This is a genomic window from Bacillus sp. FSL K6-4563 (assembly GCF_038630405.1).
GTDB classification, from domain to species: Bacteria; Bacillota; Bacilli; order Bacillales; family Bacillaceae; genus Bacillus; species Bacillus pumilus.
In genome coordinates this window covers 951,892-971,006 of sequence record NZ_CP152030.1, presented here as the reverse complement: position 1 = coordinate 971,006, position 19,115 = coordinate 951,892, and the positions used below count along the sequence as shown (strand labels likewise).

General features: G+C 40.6%; 18 protein-coding genes. 5 read left to right on the top strand and 13 right to left on the bottom strand.

Annotated features, from left to right (window positions below):
* Window positions 1-18: 18 nt before the first annotated feature.
* Entirely contained in the window at window positions 19-3,399 is a 3,381-nt protein-coding gene (locus tag MHH54_RS04720) for a CheR family methyltransferase (protein WP_342500744.1), read from the bottom strand.
* 144 nt (window positions 3,400-3,543) lie between these two features.
* Between MHH54_RS04720 and MHH54_RS04715 the strand changes: the two genes are divergently transcribed.
* Window positions 3,544-4,188 (top strand): spore coat protein, encoded by a 645-nt coding sequence (locus MHH54_RS04715; protein ID WP_003212525.1) that lies wholly within the window; start codon window positions 3,544-3,546, stop codon window positions 4,186-4,188.
* A 29-nt stretch (window positions 4,189-4,217) separates the two neighbouring features.
* On the opposite strand, the gene MHH54_RS04710 is transcribed toward MHH54_RS04715, so the two are convergent.
* On the bottom strand, window positions 4,218-5,093 hold the full coding sequence (locus MHH54_RS04710) for a hypothetical protein (RefSeq protein WP_034620064.1): 876 nt from the start codon (window positions 5,091-5,093) through the stop codon (window positions 4,218-4,220).
* A gap of 156 nt (window positions 5,094-5,249) precedes the next feature.
* Window positions 5,250-5,759 (bottom strand): YhcN/YlaJ family sporulation lipoprotein, encoded by a 510-nt coding sequence (locus MHH54_RS04705; RefSeq protein ID WP_003211812.1) that lies wholly within the window; start codon window positions 5,757-5,759, stop codon window positions 5,250-5,252.
* A 151-nt stretch (window positions 5,760-5,910) separates the two neighbouring features.
* Between MHH54_RS04705 and MHH54_RS04700 the strand changes: the two genes are divergently transcribed.
* Complete coding sequence (locus MHH54_RS04700; RefSeq protein WP_034620025.1) at window positions 5,911-6,309, top strand: hypothetical protein; 399 nt, start codon at window positions 5,911-5,913, stop codon at window positions 6,307-6,309.
* A 34-nt stretch (window positions 6,310-6,343) separates the two neighbouring features.
* Here the strand turns inward: MHH54_RS04700 and MHH54_RS04695 are convergent, their stop codons facing one another.
* Window positions 6,344-6,724: a hypothetical protein gene (locus MHH54_RS04695; protein ID WP_003211455.1), complete on the bottom strand. Its 381-nt coding sequence runs from the start codon at window positions 6,722-6,724 to the stop codon at window positions 6,344-6,346.
* Between the two features lie 98 nt (window positions 6,725-6,822).
* On the opposite strand from MHH54_RS04695, the gene MHH54_RS04690 reads away from it, so the two are divergent.
* Together MHH54_RS04690 and cspB are read left to right on the top strand one after the other, a co-directional pair.
* Window positions 6,823-7,908 (top strand): diguanylate cyclase, encoded by a 1,086-nt coding sequence (locus MHH54_RS04690; protein WP_003211754.1) that lies wholly within the window; start codon window positions 6,823-6,825, stop codon window positions 7,906-7,908.
* Window positions 7,909-8,125: 217 nt separating this feature from the next.
* Window positions 8,126-8,326, top strand: coding sequence for a cold shock-like protein CspB (gene cspB / locus MHH54_RS04685; RefSeq protein ID WP_003212277.1), 201 nt, complete (start codon window positions 8,126-8,128; stop codon window positions 8,324-8,326).
* A 112-nt stretch (window positions 8,327-8,438) separates the two neighbouring features.
* Here cspB and MHH54_RS04680 read toward each other — a convergent pair whose 3' ends face one another.
* The 9 genes from MHH54_RS04680 to queG all read right to left on the bottom strand — a co-directional run bounded on the left by MHH54_RS04680 (window position 8,439) and on the right by queG (window position 18,355).
* On the bottom strand, window positions 8,439-8,798 hold the full coding sequence (locus MHH54_RS04680; protein ID WP_003211027.1) for a hypothetical protein: 360 nt from the start codon (window positions 8,796-8,798) through the stop codon (window positions 8,439-8,441).
* 13 nt (window positions 8,799-8,811) lie between these two features.
* Window positions 8,812-9,336, bottom strand: a complete 525-nt coding sequence (locus tag MHH54_RS04675) for a flavodoxin family protein (RefSeq protein ID WP_003210946.1) — start codon at window positions 9,334-9,336, stop codon at window positions 8,812-8,814.
* Window positions 9,337-9,353: 17 nt separating this feature from the next.
* On the bottom strand, window positions 9,354-10,973 hold the full coding sequence (locus MHH54_RS04670; protein ID WP_003211187.1) for a DHA2 family efflux MFS transporter permease subunit: 1,620 nt from the start codon (window positions 10,971-10,973) through the stop codon (window positions 9,354-9,356).
* Window positions 10,974-11,012: 39 nt separating this feature from the next.
* Window positions 11,013-11,645, bottom strand: coding sequence for an HlyD family efflux transporter periplasmic adaptor subunit (locus MHH54_RS04665; protein WP_003211200.1), 633 nt, complete (start codon window positions 11,643-11,645; stop codon window positions 11,013-11,015).
* Between the two features lie 363 nt (window positions 11,646-12,008).
* Window positions 12,009-13,172 carry a sporulation protein YhbH gene (gene yhbH / locus MHH54_RS04660; protein WP_003211440.1) on the bottom strand — a complete coding sequence of 388 codons (1,164 nt, stop codon included), beginning with the start codon at window positions 13,170-13,172 and terminating at the stop codon, window positions 12,009-12,011.
* 139 nt (window positions 13,173-13,311) lie between these two features.
* Complete coding sequence (locus tag MHH54_RS04655; RefSeq protein WP_342500743.1) at window positions 13,312-15,207, bottom strand: PrkA family serine protein kinase; 1,896 nt, start codon at window positions 15,205-15,207, stop codon at window positions 13,312-13,314.
* 518 nt (window positions 15,208-15,725) lie between these two features.
* Entirely contained in the window at window positions 15,726-16,199 is a 474-nt protein-coding gene (gene trmL / locus MHH54_RS04650) for a tRNA (uridine(34)/cytosine(34)/5-carboxymethylaminomethyluridine(34)-2'-O)-methyltransferase TrmL (protein WP_003211950.1), read from the bottom strand.
* A 43-nt stretch (window positions 16,200-16,242) separates the two neighbouring features.
* Complete coding sequence (locus MHH54_RS04645) at window positions 16,243-17,145, bottom strand: amidase domain-containing protein (RefSeq protein ID WP_106029883.1); 903 nt, start codon at window positions 17,143-17,145, stop codon at window positions 16,243-16,245.
* 61 nt (window positions 17,146-17,206) lie between these two features.
* Entirely contained in the window at window positions 17,207-18,355 is a 1,149-nt protein-coding gene (queG, locus tag MHH54_RS04640; protein WP_106029965.1) for a tRNA epoxyqueuosine(34) reductase QueG, read from the bottom strand.
* An 83-nt stretch (window positions 18,356-18,438) separates the two neighbouring features.
* On the opposite strand from queG, the gene MHH54_RS04635 reads away from it, so the two are divergent.
* Window positions 18,439-19,035, top strand: a complete 597-nt coding sequence (locus MHH54_RS04635) for a hypothetical protein (protein ID WP_223251207.1) — start codon at window positions 18,439-18,441, stop codon at window positions 19,033-19,035.
* Window positions 19,036-19,115: the final 80 nt, after the last annotated feature.

Here is a 19,115-nt window from a genome sequence, read left to right as displayed (position 1 = left end):
ATGTAAAACTTGTCTTTTTTAACTCATCGGAAAGGTAATAATCACTCGTGTCCCCTCAAAGTTTTTGCTTTCAAAACGAATGGTGCCGCCATGGCTTTCAATGATTTTAATGGTCATCATTAAACCAAGGCCTGTCCCCTTTTCTTTTGTTGTATAAAATGGTTCACCGAGTTTCCCTATTTCGTCCTCTGGTATTCCCTTTCCTTGGTCTTCAAAGATCAACATCATTTGCTGATCTTTCATGAGAGAGGTCACCTTGATGACGCCTGTCACACCATCCATCGCTTCTATTCCGTTTTTAAGGATGTTTAGGAAGACTTGTTTCAGTTCATTCGGAATGCCTTGAATGTTAGGGAGCGACGGAGACAGCTTTTTCTGAATGGACACGCCTTTTAAGACCGCCTGGGATTCAACGACCATGATCACTTCTTCGAGCAGAAGATTGACATGTACCGGTTCAAATTTCACCGATTTGCTTCTCGAAAGAACGAGGAATTCATTAATAATCGACTCGAGCCGATTAAACTCTGACATCATCACATCTGCATAATCTTTCTGATACTTTTTACTTTGAATCATCAGCTGTAAAAACCCTTTTAATGAGGTCAGCGGGTTCCGTATCTCATGAGCGATGCCTGCTGCAAGCTGCCCTACTGCTGACAGCATCTCAGATTTCATCAGCATCTTCTCTGACTGCTTTTGATTGGTGATATCCTCTGAAATCCGCATGACGGTTGACTGCATTTTGTCAGGGTCATCAATTCGGTGTAAAGAGACTCTCTCCCATCGTTCACGTCCAGATAAATCTTGAAAGTATAGTTCACCTGTCCAGCTGCCCTCTCTTAAACAAACCTTCCATTGTTTCTCTAAATCATCACATTGACATAGCGAATGATAGACAGAAAAAATATCTTTGCCGATCAGGTCATATTCATGCTGCTGGACAAACTGACAGAAACGCTGATTCACGCATTGGATGACCCCTTCCTCAGTTGCCACAACAATATGAATATGGCTGTTATCAAGTGCCGTCACCGCTAGATGAAGCGACTGCTTGATTTTCGTTACTTCAGTCATTTTAATCCAGGTCATCACTGCTCCTTCACGTTCTTCATCGTAGATGGGTGTGATGTGAACGGTGAATTGCTCGCCTTCGTTCGTTTCAATTTCACGTTCGATCGCGCGCCTATCCGATATGACGGATTGGATATCATGATAGAGCGTTTCCTGCGTAAGCTTTTTAGCCATCGACTGAAAGGATTGCTGATGTCTGATTTTCGCAGAAGTAAATAAAGAGGCAGCTGTAGGATTGTAATAGCGTATATTCATGTCCCTGTCCACAAACAGCGTTGCAAGCTCCGGCTTGACAGAGGGTTTGTACAGTTCTTCTCTTGTCACCCTCAAGTTGTTTATGATATTTATATAATGTTCGTGTTTTTTCTCAAACTCCTCTAATTGCGTGTGTTTTGCTTTTAATTGAGCCCTTGCCTCCTGCTCCTTTTGTTTGACTTCATTGAGTTCATTTTCCAAATCGACAATACGCTGTTGATAGACTGAATTCTGATCTGACATCCCTATGTCCCTGCCGTTCTTTTGATTTTTTCCTCTCTCATTCATTCGAATGAGAATGACGTAAACTCCCTTAAAACGGCGGTCAAAACTTTTTACGGTAAAATCTGCATACTGCTTGCTGCCTTTTTCCGAAATGAGAACATGTTGAAACACAACCTCTGTCTCGTCTGTCCACACCTTTTGAAAGGTTTGACTGAGCATCTCTTTCATATAATCTGGTGTCACATATTCACATGATTGATTTGACACTTCTGTATGATCTAAAAAAGAATACGCACCCTTTGATACTGCCAGGATTTTGTCACTATCGTTGATGACCATACATGCATCATAATCCTTGCTTACTTCTTGCATATATTGTTCGGCTCGCGCTTTCAACTCGATATCACGAGCGTCTGGTGTCCAAGGGACATGTGGTTTTGAAACGTTTGAATGGGTGTAAATGTTCCATTTTTCATTGAACAAATGAAACAAACGAGGGATATTGGGTACAGTTTCATTTGGCCCTAATATCAACATCCCTTGATCTTTTAAAGCATATTGGAATCGGGACAATACTCGTTTTTGCACTTCAGGCTGGAAGTACATCAGAACATTTCGGCAACTGATAAAATCGAGGTGGATAAAAGGTGAATCGATCAATAAATTGTGAGGTGCAAAGACAATATGTTTTCTAAGCGACTGCTTCACAATAAAAGCGTCACCTTTCCTTTCGAAATATCGCGCCCGCCATTTTTCCGGCATCCTTGCCATAGACTCTACTGAGTAAAGACCTTTACTAGCTGTTTGAATGGCTTTCCGGTTGATATCTGTTGCAAATACTTGAAGTTCAATGGTCACTTGTCTTCGCTTCATTTCTTCTAAAAATAAAATCGTAAAAGAATACGCTTCCTCTCCTGTCGAACATCCTGCAATCCAAATACGGCATCGAGATTTCCCGTTTTTCACCGCATTTTCAATGATCGACGGAATGATTTGATGTTCACATACATGAAAAGCCTCCATATCTCTAAAAAAAGATGTCATGCCGCTTAGAAGCTGAGCGTGCAGAAGGTCAAGCTCATCTGGTTCTCTTTCTAATAAGTAGTCGTACTCTGCTAACAATGAAATCCGTTTTTTTGCAACATTCATTCGTTTTTGAATGACAGATAGCAGCCTTTTCTTTTGATAGGTTGAAAAAGCAATGCCTTTATACATTTCAAGACGTTCAATAATTCTCAGTAAAACAGGATCTGCCTCATCGAGATGCGGGACGTTGATGATATTTGCGATATATGCCGCAAGGGTTGAAGGGTCTTTGAATGTTTGTTGATACAAAGTGTCAAAACCACTTTCTTCCTCACTGCACGATAAAACTGTACCGCCCTGCTCAACCAACTGAAGCAAGCCACTTCCCACGCAATGACCTTTTTGAAAGAAAATCGCATATGCCTCCTCCTTTTGAACGCTGGCAAGAGACTGAAAAAGCAAGTCCACAGAGCAAGCCATGCACGCCGGCAGCTGCTCTGATAGGTGCAGCCGCTGATCTTCTGTTAACGTCACTACCGCATGCTGTGGACAAAAATAAATCGTCTTCTTCATGACTTTCTCACCATGTTTAATCGTTTTTGCCCGGTAGCCAATCGGTAAAACAAGTGCTTCCAAATCAGTTATACAATCGCCTGTCACATGATTTTGTACAACAATAAAAGAGGCATTTAGTTCATGTGGAAATGATTGAAAAAAAGCCTCAAGATGATGCTGTTCAAACGGCGAAACACCGATGCCAATCACTGGTGCCTGCACATGTTCGTCTTCTATCAAACGATTAATGATTTTGTCCTGCATCTGGTACCCCCATGTTCATTCGTCTGATACTTTTTTTCGACAAAAAGGAAGAAAACCCTCTAATTGTAAATAATGTTTTTTGCATGAAAGAAGGAAAACTTCCTCACATTAAAACAGAATGTATAAACAATAGGAGGAATCTCTATGCAAAACGATCAGCAGACAAACGTTCAAGGAAATGTCCAGCAGCCCCAATTCAATCATGGCGGGCATGAGTTATTTGATTTACATGAAGTATTAGCAGGGACCATTAATATTTTGGATCAATACATGATCTTTCGCCAATTCATCCAAGATCCCGCATTATCCGACATTTTAGATCGACAATATCAATTTGTATTGTCACAGTATAATGTCACGGTAGATTGTTTTTCTACTGGTCAAAAGCCTAGTGAAGAAACATCTACGTATATGATGAAAGAACAAACACAGGTGACATACGGAATAAAACCATCTCAGCCTAAGAAGCCAAATCAATCGTTACAGGATGTAAAGGACTCGGGAATTACAGGGCATATGCTAGGTCTCGTGAAATCACATGCTGGATTACTTTCAATGACTGCACTAGAGGTAACAAACCCTGTGGTGCGACGTGTGCTTGCAGCACAAATTCCGAACTTTATTGAAATGGCGTATGAAATTTTCTTATATCAAAATAAACATAGCTATTATCAAGTTCCGCAGCTTACAGCTCAAGATATGCAGGCGATGACGTCTACATTTGCCCCAATGAAGGGCCAAGTTCAAATGCCGCCAAACAAAGCCAATCAGCAAAAACCGCTTCATTAAACAAAAAACGGCCGACCTATATCCTCAGGTCAGCCGTTTTTTCTTTGATAACTCAGTTTAAATTGCTCTTCAAAATCTGCCAAACGTTGTCCTGTCGCTTGTTCAAAACCTCTATCAAAACGGCCAGTCTTCGCCGTTTCCTCCATAATCTCATGTATGACGTCTCGTCCATAAAGCTGCACGAGCTCATAAATCATATAGTAGCTTTGCACATAAACATCTGTCTCATACGTCATTCGGGAGTCCTGCCAATCTTGATCGGAATGAAGAAATTGAAAGGGAATGACGTCGAACCGTTCAGACGTGGCATTTAACACGTCATAGGCCGTCCATTCTGCTGTTCCCTCATGGAACCAAAGGGGAAAGATCATCGAAGACACTTCGTAAGAATGAACTTTTTCATAGAAAACAAAGTGAGCATATTCATGAATCAATAACGTGTTGAAAAAGTATAAAGGGAGTGTCTCTTTCTTCAATAATGCTTCCCGCTTATCTGGATATAACCCTATCATTTGATCATGATCGGAGTAAAAACCCGTAATATGCTTAATTCCTGCAAATTGCTCGATTGTCTCTTTATCATCAAAATAAATAATGTCTAAAGGTTTGTCAGTTTCAAATTGAAATACTGACGCTGTCCTCTTCTTTGCCTGATCCATGGCCTCAATTGTTAAATCAACAAAAGCGTCCTCTTCCTCTGCATAGTATATTCTAATATGTTCATAGACTTGCTTATTGAGTCCCTCCGTTAAAATCGTTTTAGGAGAAGACTGCTGCTCTAAATATTGTCCTGTCAGCTGAAACGCAACATAAATCAAGTATGCGGTGAAAGCATAAAAAATGAGACCTGCTGCTATCATTCCGCCTACAAGCTTTTTATGAATCAATGACGGCTTGGCTTTCATTTGCTCCCCACCTGAATTCATCCTGCAGCCTCTTTCTCTTTCTATGAAGAAACAAAGATCAACAAGAGGTGATATATTTTTTACTTTATGCAGTCAGGTGCGCAAGGTGCGGTTCCAAACAAAAAAGCCGCATATGACATACGGCTTTTGTCGTAGCTATTTTGATTCAGGGAAGACACGTCTGACCGTTTCAGTAAATTCATCGAAAAATCCTGAGATGGGCTCTCCGCTTCTAATACGTTTTCCGTACCCTTCCATACGATCGACAAAGTCTGGATTTGCAGATACATATACATTGTCGATTTGTTGATCCGTTGATTTGACTTTATCAGAAATTTTCTTTTTCAAATCTTCTGTTACATTACCGCTTTTATCGCCTTCAAGCATAACGGCAACAAATGCATTCTTTCCTGTAACAAGTACGTTCGCTGTTTTTACTTCAGACATGTTGGCTACTAGCTCTGACGCTTTATCTGCCACTTTGACCTTCTGAGGTGTTTGAACATCTGGCTGATCCTGCCTCATGTTGTCATTCTTATATGTGACATTTTCATACTGTCGTTTCATTGTTCCTCTTCGCTCATCGCCCTGGTTGTTCATACCACATCCAGTGGTGATCAATGCTGGAACGAGTAGTAAAGATAGCATCCATTTCTTATTCATCATTTATTCCCTCCTTTTGCTCTTAGGTTTTTCATCCAGTCGGCTTTTTATGCATACATCCTCTTTTTCAACGAAATGAATTCATAATTCAGCTTTGTTTGGTCATCCTAAACATGATGAAGAAGAATCATCACGATCAAATGGAGGGATTCGTTTGTTTAAAAAAAGAAAAGGCATGAGCACTGGCGCAATGATCGCAGCATCTACAGCCATCATTGCATTATTTTCCCCAGTTTTACGAAGAAGACTGAAAAGCATGACGCAAATGAATATGTCTTCAATGATGAAGGGAAAAGATCAACAGCACCATGAATCGTCTCGACAAGAGTCACACGCACAGAAAGAATCAAAGGGCACTGCGGAAATCGGACAAATGATGAAGCAGGCATTCACTGCTGTACAGCCAAATCATACGAATCCGCACCAATCGACATCAAGAAACCATCAGCCAAGAGAGTCTTATGCACAGTCTCTTCATATTGATGAAAGTGTCATGAATGTGATGGATGATGAATCAATCCAGCAAGTGATCAATGACATCGAGCACAAATAAGAAAACAGGAGCCTTTATGAATAGAGGCTCCTGTTTATTCTCCTGAAAAATGTTCTTTCATCATCACAGAGAAGAAAGGTAAAAAGGTGATTTCAACTGTTGTGATAAAATCGCCATAAGCTTCCACTATGATTAAAAGCTCTTTTTCGTATTGCTTGTCTTTTTTTATCTCTACATGTTGCACGGTTTTAAAATCATAGATGCCTAAAACAGATCCATCTTTTTTTCGAACAGCTTTTAACGTAAATTCTTGACTTCCAAGGTACATCGTGACAACGAAACGCTCGTCTTGATTCTCAAATCGAAATGTCAGGCTTTGATATTCAATAGGCATCCCTTTCTCGAACCTTTCATCAGGCTCCGTTTCAAAAAAAGAAAGCCAGTCCGTTTCATCTGGGAAGCGTTTTCCTCGCATATGTTTCGATCCCCTTATAAGTGAAATTTTTATTAATTATCCTTTTTCCCCTTTTCTTTTGCAACAAATTTTAGTAATTTTAAAAAGGTGATTTAATTTTGCTAAGAGACCTCTTTATTAATTTAACAATTCTTGTCACTTTTCATTATCTATTTCTGCTTGTGTTTAAAGAGAATTTTCTTAAGAAAGAAGATACCCTGCTCAGACAACTATTCAAAGGCATTCTTTCTGGGTTACTCGGTGTCCTCTTAATGTTCTTCTCTATCAAAGCAGGACCAGCCATCATCGATTTAAGACATATCCCCCTTATTTTAACGGCCTTTTATGGAGGCATCGCCCAAACCATCATTGCAGCCTGTGTTGTAATCATTGGTCGATTATTAATCGAAGCCAACGTCGCTTCTTTCATCAATATTTTTTCCATGATGATCATCGCAACAGCTTCTTTTTTAATTGCTGAGCGCCATATGAATCAAGTTATGAAAATGCTTTTGTCCATTACGTTAGGTAATGTCATTGCCACAAGCCTGTTTATCATGATCGTGCATGAGACATCATTTGAACTGCATTTTGCTTATTGGATGTTCTCATATGTTGCAGGACTGTTTAACTTTTACGTCATTGAGCATCAAACAAAAGCATATCAGCTGTTAAATTTGTATAAATTCCAAGCTCATTATGACTTTTTAACAGGTGTTTTAAATAAGCGGAAGTTCGATGAGGTCTTAAATGATGCTTTTTCGATGAAATTTAAGCAGCCTATCCATCAAATATCCCTTATTTACTTAGACATCGATTACTTCAAATCCATCAATGACCAATATGGACATCATGAGGGAGATATGGTTTTAAAAGAAATCGGAAAAAGGCTGATGAAAAACACAAGAAGCTCAGATTATATTGGCCGAATTGGCGGTGAGGAATTTGCCGTCCTTCTACCCAATTGTACAGTTGAAAAAACATGGCAGATTGCAGAACGCTTACGAAGAAAAATAGCAGATCAGCCGATTTATTTACAAAATGGCATGTCCATTCATATTACAGTATCACTTGGGTGTGCGTATTTCCCCGGGACAAGTCCAAATATCAAGCAATTACCGATTATAGCTGACCAAGAGCTCTATAAAGCGAAGCAGTCTGGCCGAAATCAAGTGAGCTTCTCAGGGAGAAAAAGAGGCCAATGAACATAGGCTTTTTCCTCAATTTGTTAGCGCTAATTATTTTTAAAAAAGTTTTTGGATAACAGTTGTTTTTTCCCGCAAACACTGGTAAAGTAAAGGTAATTATTTTTGTTCGTATCATCTTTAAGAAGAAAGTTTTGAAAGAGTTTTCGTCTTTGAAGTTTGTGTAAGAGCAAGAATAGTGAATTTAAGCGTTAAGATCGCTTTAGGAGGAAATTTCATGTTAGAAGGTAAAGTAAAATGGTTCAACTCTGAAAAAGGTTTCGGATTCATCGAAGTAGAAGGTCAAGACGATGTATTCGTTCACTTCTCTGCTATCCAAGGCGAAGGCTTCAAAACTTTAGAAGAAGGTCAAGCAGTTTCTTTCGAAATCGTTGAAGGTAACCGTGGACCACAAGCTGCTAACGTTAACAAAGCGTAATTTAAGAGCATCTGCTCTTTAGCACTTTATAGAGTGAAGGAAAACCGCCCGGCTTCTGCCGGCGGTTTTTTTGTGCTATAAAAAAAGAGAACCTGACGAGAGGTTCTCTTTTTTATTTGTCGTTCTGCTTTAGCTTCTGCAAAGCAGAACGATACATATCATCATTCATTTTAGTTTCTGGCTCTTCTTCTTTGACAGGTGGTTCTGGCTGCTTAAACTTTTGAAGCGCCTGTCTATAGAAATCATCACCAGACACTCGTTCATCCGTTTGAGAAGGCGTTGACGCTTCCTCTTCTACTTCAGGCTCTACAGGTCTCGCCGCAACTTCTGACTCGCTACGGGGCACGTCAGGCTGATTGGGCACATCTTCATTGATCTCTTTCTTCTCGACCGAAGCGTGTCTGACATTGAATGCTACTAATCCGATAATGACTAGAACAGCAGCTACTAACGCTACAATAATCGTCGCCAAAAGAACCCTCTCCTTATCGCTTAAATGACGCAGTGACTGATGCTACACGTCTTCCTAATGCTTTCCCGAGTTCAATGCCTTCTGTCGAAATCACTTCATCAGAATCAATCGGACATGTCACACCTGCTCCATAGTAAGAGCCGTATAAAGCATTTTCTGGCACATTTCCAGGAAGACCAACGACAAGCATCCCTTGGTGGAACATTGGTGTAATCAAATTATGCATCGTCATTTCTAAACCGCCGTGCGTTGTAGCAGTTGTACAGAAAACGGCACCGACTTTATCGATTAGTTTTCCCTCTGCCCATAGGTAGCCAAGACGGTCAATCCATGTCTTTAATCCAGCACTAATGGTCCCAAAGTGACCAGGGCAGCCCCAAATGATCGCATCCATTTGATCCAGCTTGCGAATATCCGCATCTTTCACGTGATCAACGAATACTTCAGCCTGCTCTGTTTCACCTGCGCCTGCTGCAATTGCTTCTGCCAGTGCTTTTGTATGGTTACCTTCACTATCGTATACGACATAAATTTTCATGTACGGTCCCTCCACACTTATCTTGCATCTTGGTTTGCTTCCTTAGGTGCTGGAAGCAGTGTTATTTCTTGTTTTTTATGCTGCTGATCTTTTCGCTTTTTATCCTTACGTACATCACGCAGGAACAAGCTAAGAATGACACCAGCGGCACAGAATAACGTTACCCACATGTAAGCATCATTGATACCCATTACGTTTGAATCAACCTGTGCTTTCGTAAAGAGCTGGGTGGATACATATTTTTGAGCAGCTTCAGCTGTCATGCCCATATGATGCATCACATTCGACACAGCCGCCTGGAATGAATTCATAAAGAATGGGTCCGCTGTATTTGTTTGATCCGCCATATTGGAATAATGGAATGTTGTCCGATTCGTATAAATCGTTGTGATCAAACTCGTACCGATCGAACCGCTTATTTGTCTTAATGTATTAGACATCGCTGTACCATGGCTGTTTAAGTGCTGTGGTAATTGGTTCATCCCAGCTGTCATCACCGGCATCATAAGGAGTGACATACCGAATGCACGCACTGCATACATGAGTACAATGTGACTATATGATGTATCAATGGTCAGCCTTGTAAACTCGAATGTGGTGACAACGGTAATGAGCATCCCCACAATCGCAAGCGGACGAGGTCCAAATTTATCAAACAAAATCCCTGAAATCGGGGACATAATCAGCATCGCAAGTGCCCCCGGAAGCATTAATAGCCCGGATTGCAATGCCGTAAATCCAACGAGGTTCTGCAAATAAATCGGAAGTAAGAACATCCCAGTGTATAAGGCAACTGTAATAATAATATTAATAACACTTGATAATGAGAAAATGCTGTATTTAAACACACGGAAATCAAGCATCGGATTATCAACTTTCAGCTGTTGGAAAATAAAGAGAATGATCGCAATCGCACCAACAATAATCGTCGATAAGACGATCGGATCTGTCCAGCCATCACTTCCGGCTTCACTCACTCCGTATAGAAGCGAAGCAAAACCAACGATGGAAAGAATCGCACCAAGGCCGTCCAGCTTGATCTTTTTAGGCTCTACAATATTTCTAAACATAAAGAAAGCCGCGATAATGACAATTGCTCCGATTGGAACAAGTCCATAAAACATAATACGCCAAGAATAATTTTCAATAATGTAACCAGATAATGTTGGTCCTACCGCTGGAGCAAACATCATTGCAAGACCGAAAATCCCCATTCCTTTCCCTCTGTTTTCAGGAGGGAAAATAAAAAGGATTGTTGTCATCACAAGCGGCTGCAGAATACCGCCGCCGATTGCCTGAATCAAACGACCGATAAGCATCGTTGAAAAGTTCGGCGCAATCCCGCAAATAAAGGTCCCTAGTGTAAACGAGATCATGGCAACTAAGAATAAGCTGCGCTGTCCAAAGCGTGTGATTAAAAACGCAGATAACGGAATCAGCACACCGTTGACAAGCATATAACCTGTTGTAAGCCACTGAATCGTCGTTGCACTCACATTAAATTCAGTCATTAAATGGGGCATGGCTACGTTCAGAAGTGTTTGGTTCAAAATCGCTACGAACAAGCCGGCCATTAAAATGATCAGTAAAGACAAGGAGCCTGCTCCCTGTTTTGTTGCTGCAGGTTGATTTGCCATCTCAGACAACCTCCTTTCATTTTTTGATATCAATCATCATTAAGATGAAATTTTGACAGAAGCATTCATACCAGGAAGTACTTTGTCTGATGGATTTTTAATTGAAATTTTCACTGCTACTTTTTGTGTGACTTTTGTATAGTTACCACTTGAATTTGTTGCTGGCAGCATGCTGAATGTTGAGTTTGTCGCATAACCAATTTGTTCAACTGTTCCTTCAAATGTTGTATCAGGATCACCATCTACGACGATGTCAACTTTGTCGCCTTTTTCAATGTTTTTAATATCTGTTTCTTTGATATTCGCTGTGATGTAAAGCTTGCTTAAATCAATCGTTTCACCAAGAACTGTACCAGGCTGCACTTGTTGATTGTTTTGTACTTCTTTTTTGACTAATGTGCCATCAGCCACTGATTTAATGTTTGTTTTTGTTTCTCCTTCAACTTTTGCAACTGTGCTGTCTTTTTGCACTTCGTCACCTTCATTGATATCCCAGCCTTTGATTTGTCCAGCTGCTGGTGCTGTGATTTGATACATGTCACCTGTCACTTTCGCCTCGTCAGTTTTGACAAAATTTGTGCTTTCGTAGTAGTAATAAGCACCTCCGGCAATAATGGCAAGAATTACAATAAGGCCAATAATGTTCGTTAGCAATAAACGCCCTCTGTTCATGTTTTGTTTCTCCTTTCATGTATAAAAATATAGTGTCATCTGCTTTAGCAAACTTAGAATGCCCATCATCTGACAGAATATGAAGCAAGCTCATAAAACTGTTATATCTCCTTCATCTTCCCCGCATGAATAATGGTGTGCAGCCCATTTATACTTATTGTTCACTCATGAGCAAAGAGTAGAAAAAGAAGAAAAGACGATCGGCATCTTTTTTGAAAAACTTATATTTAACAAGATTAAATATTAATAAATGAAAATTGAAATGTCAAAGAGAAAGTTTTACTTTTTTTCTGGTGATCCCTTCCTTCTCCATACAAAAAACCCTTCAGCCCTTATGCTGAAAGGTTTTTTCAAATGTGCTATTTACGAAAGAACTTCTTCCTGCTGAAAAAATTTTTTTAGGGCGAGAAAAACATCTGATTTTTGCTTCAAAATATAATGCTTAAATTTCTCATCCTGTATATGCTTATATGCTGACATTAATGTAGAATGCCGGTTGTATTGATTCACTTCACCATAACAGAATAAATTGGCTTTTTTCATAATTTCAGAAACAAGCTTTACGCACCGTGCATTGTCTGAGGTCAAATTGTCTCCATCAGAAAAATGAAAAGGATAAATATTATATCGCGATGGCGGATAACGTTCGTCTATGAGCTCTAGTGCTTTTCGATAGACAGAGGAGCAAATCGTCCCCCCGCTCTCGCCGCGCGAGAAGAAATGCTCTTCATCTACAACCTTCGCCTCTGTATGATGGGCAATAAATTCAATATCGACCGTCTCATACTTTGTCCGTAAGAAACGTGTCATCCAAAAGAAAAAACTTCTCGCCATATATTTTTCCCAAAGTCCCATACTTCCGCTCGTATCCATCATTGCCAAAACGACGGCTTTCGACTCTGGTTTGGTCACTTCATTCCACGTCTTATATTTGATATCCTCTGGGTAGATTGGATAAAAGGAAGGACTGCCTGTCATTGCATTTCGTTTAAATGCTGAGAGCATCGTTCGTTTTTTATGAATATTCCCTGTTAACCCGGTTTTGCGAATATCGTTAAACTCAATTTGCTCGACAATAATGTCGTCAAGCTCCTTTTGTTTAAGGTTTGGTAGCTCTAATTCCCGAAACAGCGCTTCCTCAAGATCCATTAATGAGACCTCTGCTTCGTAATAATCCTCTCCAGCCTGATCTCCTGCGCTCTGCCCCTTTCCTTGCCCTTGCTTACTGTCTGATCCATCACGTGCGACAATATCGCCTACCTCGCTATCTCCATCACCTTGACCCACATGCTTATTTTTATCGTAGTTGTACCGAATTTTATATTCATCTAACGAACGAATTGGAATTTTCACAACATCTTTTCCGTTAGACATGATAATGCTTTCTTCTGTGACAAGATCCGGCAAATTGTTTTTAATCGCTTCTTTGACCTTTTTCTGATGACGCTGCTGGTCGTCATAGCCTTTTCGATGGAGGGACCAGTCTTCCTGAGATACAATAAACTGACTTTTTTCTTGCCGGGACATCCATCCCCCTCCTCACCTGTTTGCACAATTCTTCTAACCACCGATTCCTTTATCTTATGCTGCTCGTCACCCAAGTTGACGGTCATTTCTAAAAAAGACATTACCGGTGCAGGTGCGCCAATAATGCCTCCTTCCTTTATTAACGATTAAGAAGACTGCCTACATATTTTAAAAGTTCATTTGCACTTGTTGAATTATAGCCATGTTCATCAATTAATCTAGCCACTACTTCATTCACTTTCTTCAGCTGCTGTTCATCCGGTGTCTTCGTTGACGTCGTGATTTTCACCACATCTTTTAAATCAGCAAACAGCTTCTTCTGAATCGCCTCACGCAATCTCTCATGAGAATTATAATCAAAGCGTTTGCCCTTTCTCGCATAAGCCGAAATACGAATCAGAATTTCTTCTCTAAATGCCTTTTTCGCATTTTCAGAAATTCCGATCTGCTCTTCAATTGAACGCATAAGCTTTTCATCAGGATTCATTTCTTCACCGGTTAACGGATCACGCAGCTTGTTTTTGTTGCAATACGCCTCGACATTATCTAAGTAATTATCCATCAGTGTTTTCGCAGACTCTTCATAGGAATACACAAATGCCTTTTGTACTTCCTTCTTGGCAATATCGTCGTACTCTTTTCGCGCAACAGAAATAAAATTCAAATAGCGCTCCCGGTCCTCGCTAGAGATAGACGGATGCTGATCGAGTCCTTCTTTTAACGAACGAAGAACATCCAGCGCATTGATCGACTCCATATTCTTCCGGATAATAGTGGATGAAATGCGGTTAATCACATATCGTGGATCAATTCCGCTCATCCCTTCATCATGAAATTCCTTTTTCATCTCATCAATATCAGCAGATTGGAAGCCTTCGACACTTTCTCCGTCATACAGACGCATTTTTTTCACCAAATCAATATCAGAACGCTTCGGCTCTTTGAGTCTTGTCAAAATGGAGAACATCGCTGCTACTTTCAGCGTATGCGGGGCAATATGCACATCAGAAACATCACTTTCTGAAATCATTTTATGATAAATGCGTTCCTCCTCTGTCACCTTCAAGTTATAAGGAATCGGCATCACAATAATTCTTGAATGCAAGGCCTCGTTCTTTTTATTTGAAATAAACGACCGGTACTCGGTTTCATTCGTATGAGCAATGATCAATTCATCTGCACTAATCAAGGCAAAACGGCCTGCTTTAAAATTTCCTTCCTGCGTTAATGACAGAAGATGCCATAGAAACTTCTCATCACACTTTAACATCTCCTGAAACTCCATCATCCCTCGGTTTGCTTTATTGAGTTCTCCATCAAAGCGGTAGGCCCTTGGATCTGACTCTGATCCAAATTCAGCAATGGTTGAAAAATCGATGCTTCCTGTTAAATCAGCAATGTCCTGAGATTTCGGATCAGACGGACTAAAGGTACCAATACCGGTCCGTTTATCCTCTGAGAAGAAGATCCGTTCAACCCTTACATCCTCAATTCGTCCGCCATATTCCTCTTCCAGCCTCATCATATTCAGAGGGGACAAATTCCCCTGCACACGAATGCCATATTCTCTATAAAAATCCTCCCGCAGATTTTGCGGAATAAGATGAAGCGGATCTTCATGCATCGGGCAGCCTTTGATCGCATAGACTGCGCCATGATCTGTCAGTGAATATTCCTCTAGTCCTCTTTTCAGCCTAGTAACAAGCGTAGATTTCCCCCCGCTCACTGGTCCCATCAATAACAAAATACGCTTCCTCACATCGAGGCGCTTGGCAGCAGGGTGAAAGTATTCCTCCACTAATCTTTCCAATGATTCCTCTAATCCAAAAAGCTCCTGATCAAAAAATTTGTACGTTCTGACCCCATTCTCCTCTTCAATCCCGCTGTCTTTAATCATATGATAAACGCGAGAATGAGCAGATTGAGCGACAAGTGGATTTTCCTTTATAATGTCTAAATACTCTCCAAATGTGCCTTCCCATTTAAGACGCTGCTCTTCTTCTCTGTGCTGTTCGATTTTCTTTAAAATATCCATATGAACCTCCTCTTTCAAGATTGAAGCAAGTAATCAGATACTGTTTTACAATCTATGCGGAGGCGTCCTATTACATGCTTTCGTTCTTCAAAATGACGAATTGGCAAACTGAATTGACAACCATCCGCAAGACCCTTCATAATAAAGGAAAAACAGGAGAAAAATGATCTTCTTCTCTTGCTTTTCAAGGCGAACTTCACATCATATGAAACAGGCAGCGATAGAAACAAAGGGATAAGGGGGAGCTTATATGAGAACGGTCATTATGATGGGCGTCATCATTACGTTTTTAGTATCCATTTTCACAGCTGGCTACGAAGGCAAGCCTGGTAAATGAAAAAAAGGATGTTCCATGAGCGGAACATCCTTTTTTCATTTAGTTCGTTGTTTTTAGCACCTGCTTATTCACTGTGCTTCGATTTTTTCAATATGTCAAAAAATAGACTGAACAAATCATATTTTGTTCCTTATCTCATATAAAAAAAGCCGAGATTGGTATCCCAGCTTTCTTCTTGACCTTATATCAGATCTCGATATTGCTGCTGTCGAAGTGCCTCATACACAAGAATTGCTGCCGTATTCGATAGATTCAGAGAACGAACATGTTCTGTCATCGGTAAACGAAGGCAGCGGTCCATATTCCGCTCGATCAAATCTTTCGGCAATCCACTTGTCTCTCTGCCAAAAACGAAGAAGTAATCTTCATCTAACTGAGAGTAATCAAATGTCGTATGCGGCTTTTGGCCAAATTTTGTGATATAGAAGAATTGTCCCTTCGGATGAGCCTCAAACAATTCATCAAGCGAGTCATGATAGACGACATTGGCATATTTCCAATAATCGAGTCCTGCACGCTTCAGCATTTTATCATCTGTCGAAAAACCAAGCGGACGAATCAGATGAAGGGTTGTATTTGTTGCTGCACATGTACGCGCAATATTTCCAGTATTAGCTGGAATCTCTGGTTGATATAAAACGACATGAAGTCCCAAAAAAGTTCACCTCTAATTTTCTTTTCCGCTCAACATTATACCATTAACTACCCTTCGCGGCATCGTCCAAAATGTGAAAAAACGTATAACGAATAGCTGGTGTATAGGCGGTCGAATCCTCATACGACCAATAACGCATTCGGCTGTCATATGTCTGAGCATTCACAAGAGGCATTCCGCCTTTATCGTGATCGACGACAATGGTTGTATGATTATACCTGCCATCTCCCTCAAAATCGTAGCAAATGACATCACCAATTTGAAGCTCCTGCGCTTCCTTGAGTTTCTTTGCTCTTAAACCCGCTTTCGAATTCGCTAAATAATTTTTCATCGAATGAGCCACCGTCCAGCTATAGCTCCACGTATGCGGCCGCACCCACCAGCCAGATCCGCGGTTCGGATACCCTCTCGTTGGCGCATTCCCTGCCTTCAAGCATTGTGAAATAAAATTTGTGCAGTTATCATCGAAGTTTTTATAGGCGGGATTTCGTTTATTCCAGTACGTCTCCGCATATTGTACGGCTGCCCGCCGGTCATAGTGAAAGGCTCTCCCAAACTGTTCTTCGGTCTGAAAGCGCTCATCCACCTGCTCTTCCATTTGCCGCTTTTCTAGCATTATCCGATCTTTCACAAGCATGTCGTTGTAAAGGAACGCTTCTCTTTTTTCTACTTGTTCCTCTAAATAAAAAGAATCGTCTACATCCTTGCATACATAAGTGAGATGAGCAAGATACTGCACATGCTGAGCCCCATCATCCTGAATCGTTGAATCTAGGAGTGTTGCTTTCGCCTTCGCCTTGACAATCTCCACCTGTCTTCTAGCAAAAAGCTCTTTTTTCCGTTCGACTGCTTCCACATCAGACATGAGCTGCGGCTGTTTGATTGCACTTCCATTTAATAAATAACCAAGCCTGTCTTCTAATGTTTGCTCTAATAATTGTTTCACACAGACACCACCAAACTTTTTTTAAAATCTCTGTTTGGTTCATTCTATGTTCACAGAGATGTTATTTAGTATTTAAAGGTGTCTGTAAAAACTCAATCCCTTTGACAATTTCTTGTTTCGCTTCCTCATCACTTTCCCGCTCAAGGGCTTTTTCCAGCTCTGGGAGTAGCTGCTCGTCGCCAATTTTCCCAATTGCCCAAGCAGCCGTGCCTCGAATAACAGGCCTTGGATCCTTGTGCATCAAATCAATCAACACGGGTAAGGCAGATGTATCTTTAAAGTGAGCAAGTGCCAAAATCGCATTTCGCTGAATTGGCTTTTTCCCCCGCCATGAACCTGAAACATGACCGTATTTTTCCTTAAACTCACGATTACTGATCGTAAGAAGCGGCTTTAAGAGCGGCTTCGCAATTTCAGGATCCGGCTCCATTTCAGGATGCAGGTGAAAGTCCTTCCCTTTATTGATCGGGCAGACAATTTGGCACGTATCACACCCATATAAACGATTTCCTATTTTCGAACGAAACTCGTCAGGCAAAAATCCTTTCGTTTGCGTTAAAAAGGAAATACATCGCTGGGAATTCAGCTGTCCTGGATTTACAAGTGCACCAGTTGGACACGAATCAACACATTTATTACACGTTCCGCACTGGTCTTCAATTTTTTCATCCGGTTCAAATGGGACATTTGTGATCATTTCAGCCAAATACACGTAAGACCCAAACTCTGGCGTGATAATCATACAGTTCTTCGCACTAAAACCTATGCCAGCACGTTCCGCTACTGCACGATCGGACAGCTCCCCTGTATCCACCATTGATTTTGTTCGTATATCGACATGTTTGCTTCGCAAGAATTCCTCGAGCATATCGAGCTTTTTTTTCAGCACAACATGATAGTCTGTTCCCCAAGAAGCACGGCAAAAGATCCCTCTTCTTGCATCCTTTGTACTTCGAGGAGCATCTTTCATTTTGGAAGGATACGCGAGCGCTATCGCAACAATTGATTTGGCCTTCGGAAGCAGCAAAGAAGGGTTTGTTCGTTTTTCGATATCAGGCTCTTCAAAGCCTGACAAATACCCTAACGATTCATGTAAGATGAGGCGATCTTTTAATGAATCAAATGTATCAGCACTTGCAAATCGGATTTTATCGACACCAATTTCTTTCGCATATTGAATCAATTCTTCTTTTAATTCTCCAACATGAATCACCTTGCAAACCTCCTTTCTTTGTTTCTTCTGTTGTTTTCAGTATAATACGAGTGTATCATGACCGATTGGAGTGAGTCACTGTGAAGATACATATGGAAATTTCTCATCCTGACAACCCGTCTATCCATGTTGGACAGATTGAATATTCGCATATTGAAGTTGGCACATCCCCTCAAATGTTAAAAGGCCGGCTACGCCTGTTTCAAGAATCTTTATTCTTTGAATACGAAGATAAAGTCTTAGAAGAAGTATCAGCAATCAAAGAATGGACGGACCTTTTAAAAGACGTTCCTTTCCTGCCAATTCTTGCTGATATCCAAAAGGAACAATTTATTGACTCGACCAATTCCGTACAGGATTTGTCGATCTTTTTCTCTTTAAAATATTTCTTGCCTATCCTGACATTCGATGCTGATCGCATAGAAGAGCCGCTTTCACTAGCAAAACATGAGAGTGGTTACATTGAATGGCAGGACAACGCAGGACTTAAGGGATTATTTTCTCAACCAAGTAAAGCACACATTTCTCAAGACACAAAAAACATTCTGCAAATCATTCTGTTTCCGCCATCTATTTCCCGGGAAAAGAGTGAAGCTCTCATCCAATCCTTGACGAAGATGTTTGTACAAATACATGGTGGAGAAAGTAAATATGAATTTATTGAAAAAGCACTGTAGCTTGACAGAGCTTTTTCACATTATACTGACATAATAAAAAACGCAACACTTCGTTTATCTAAGAAACGAAATACTGCGTT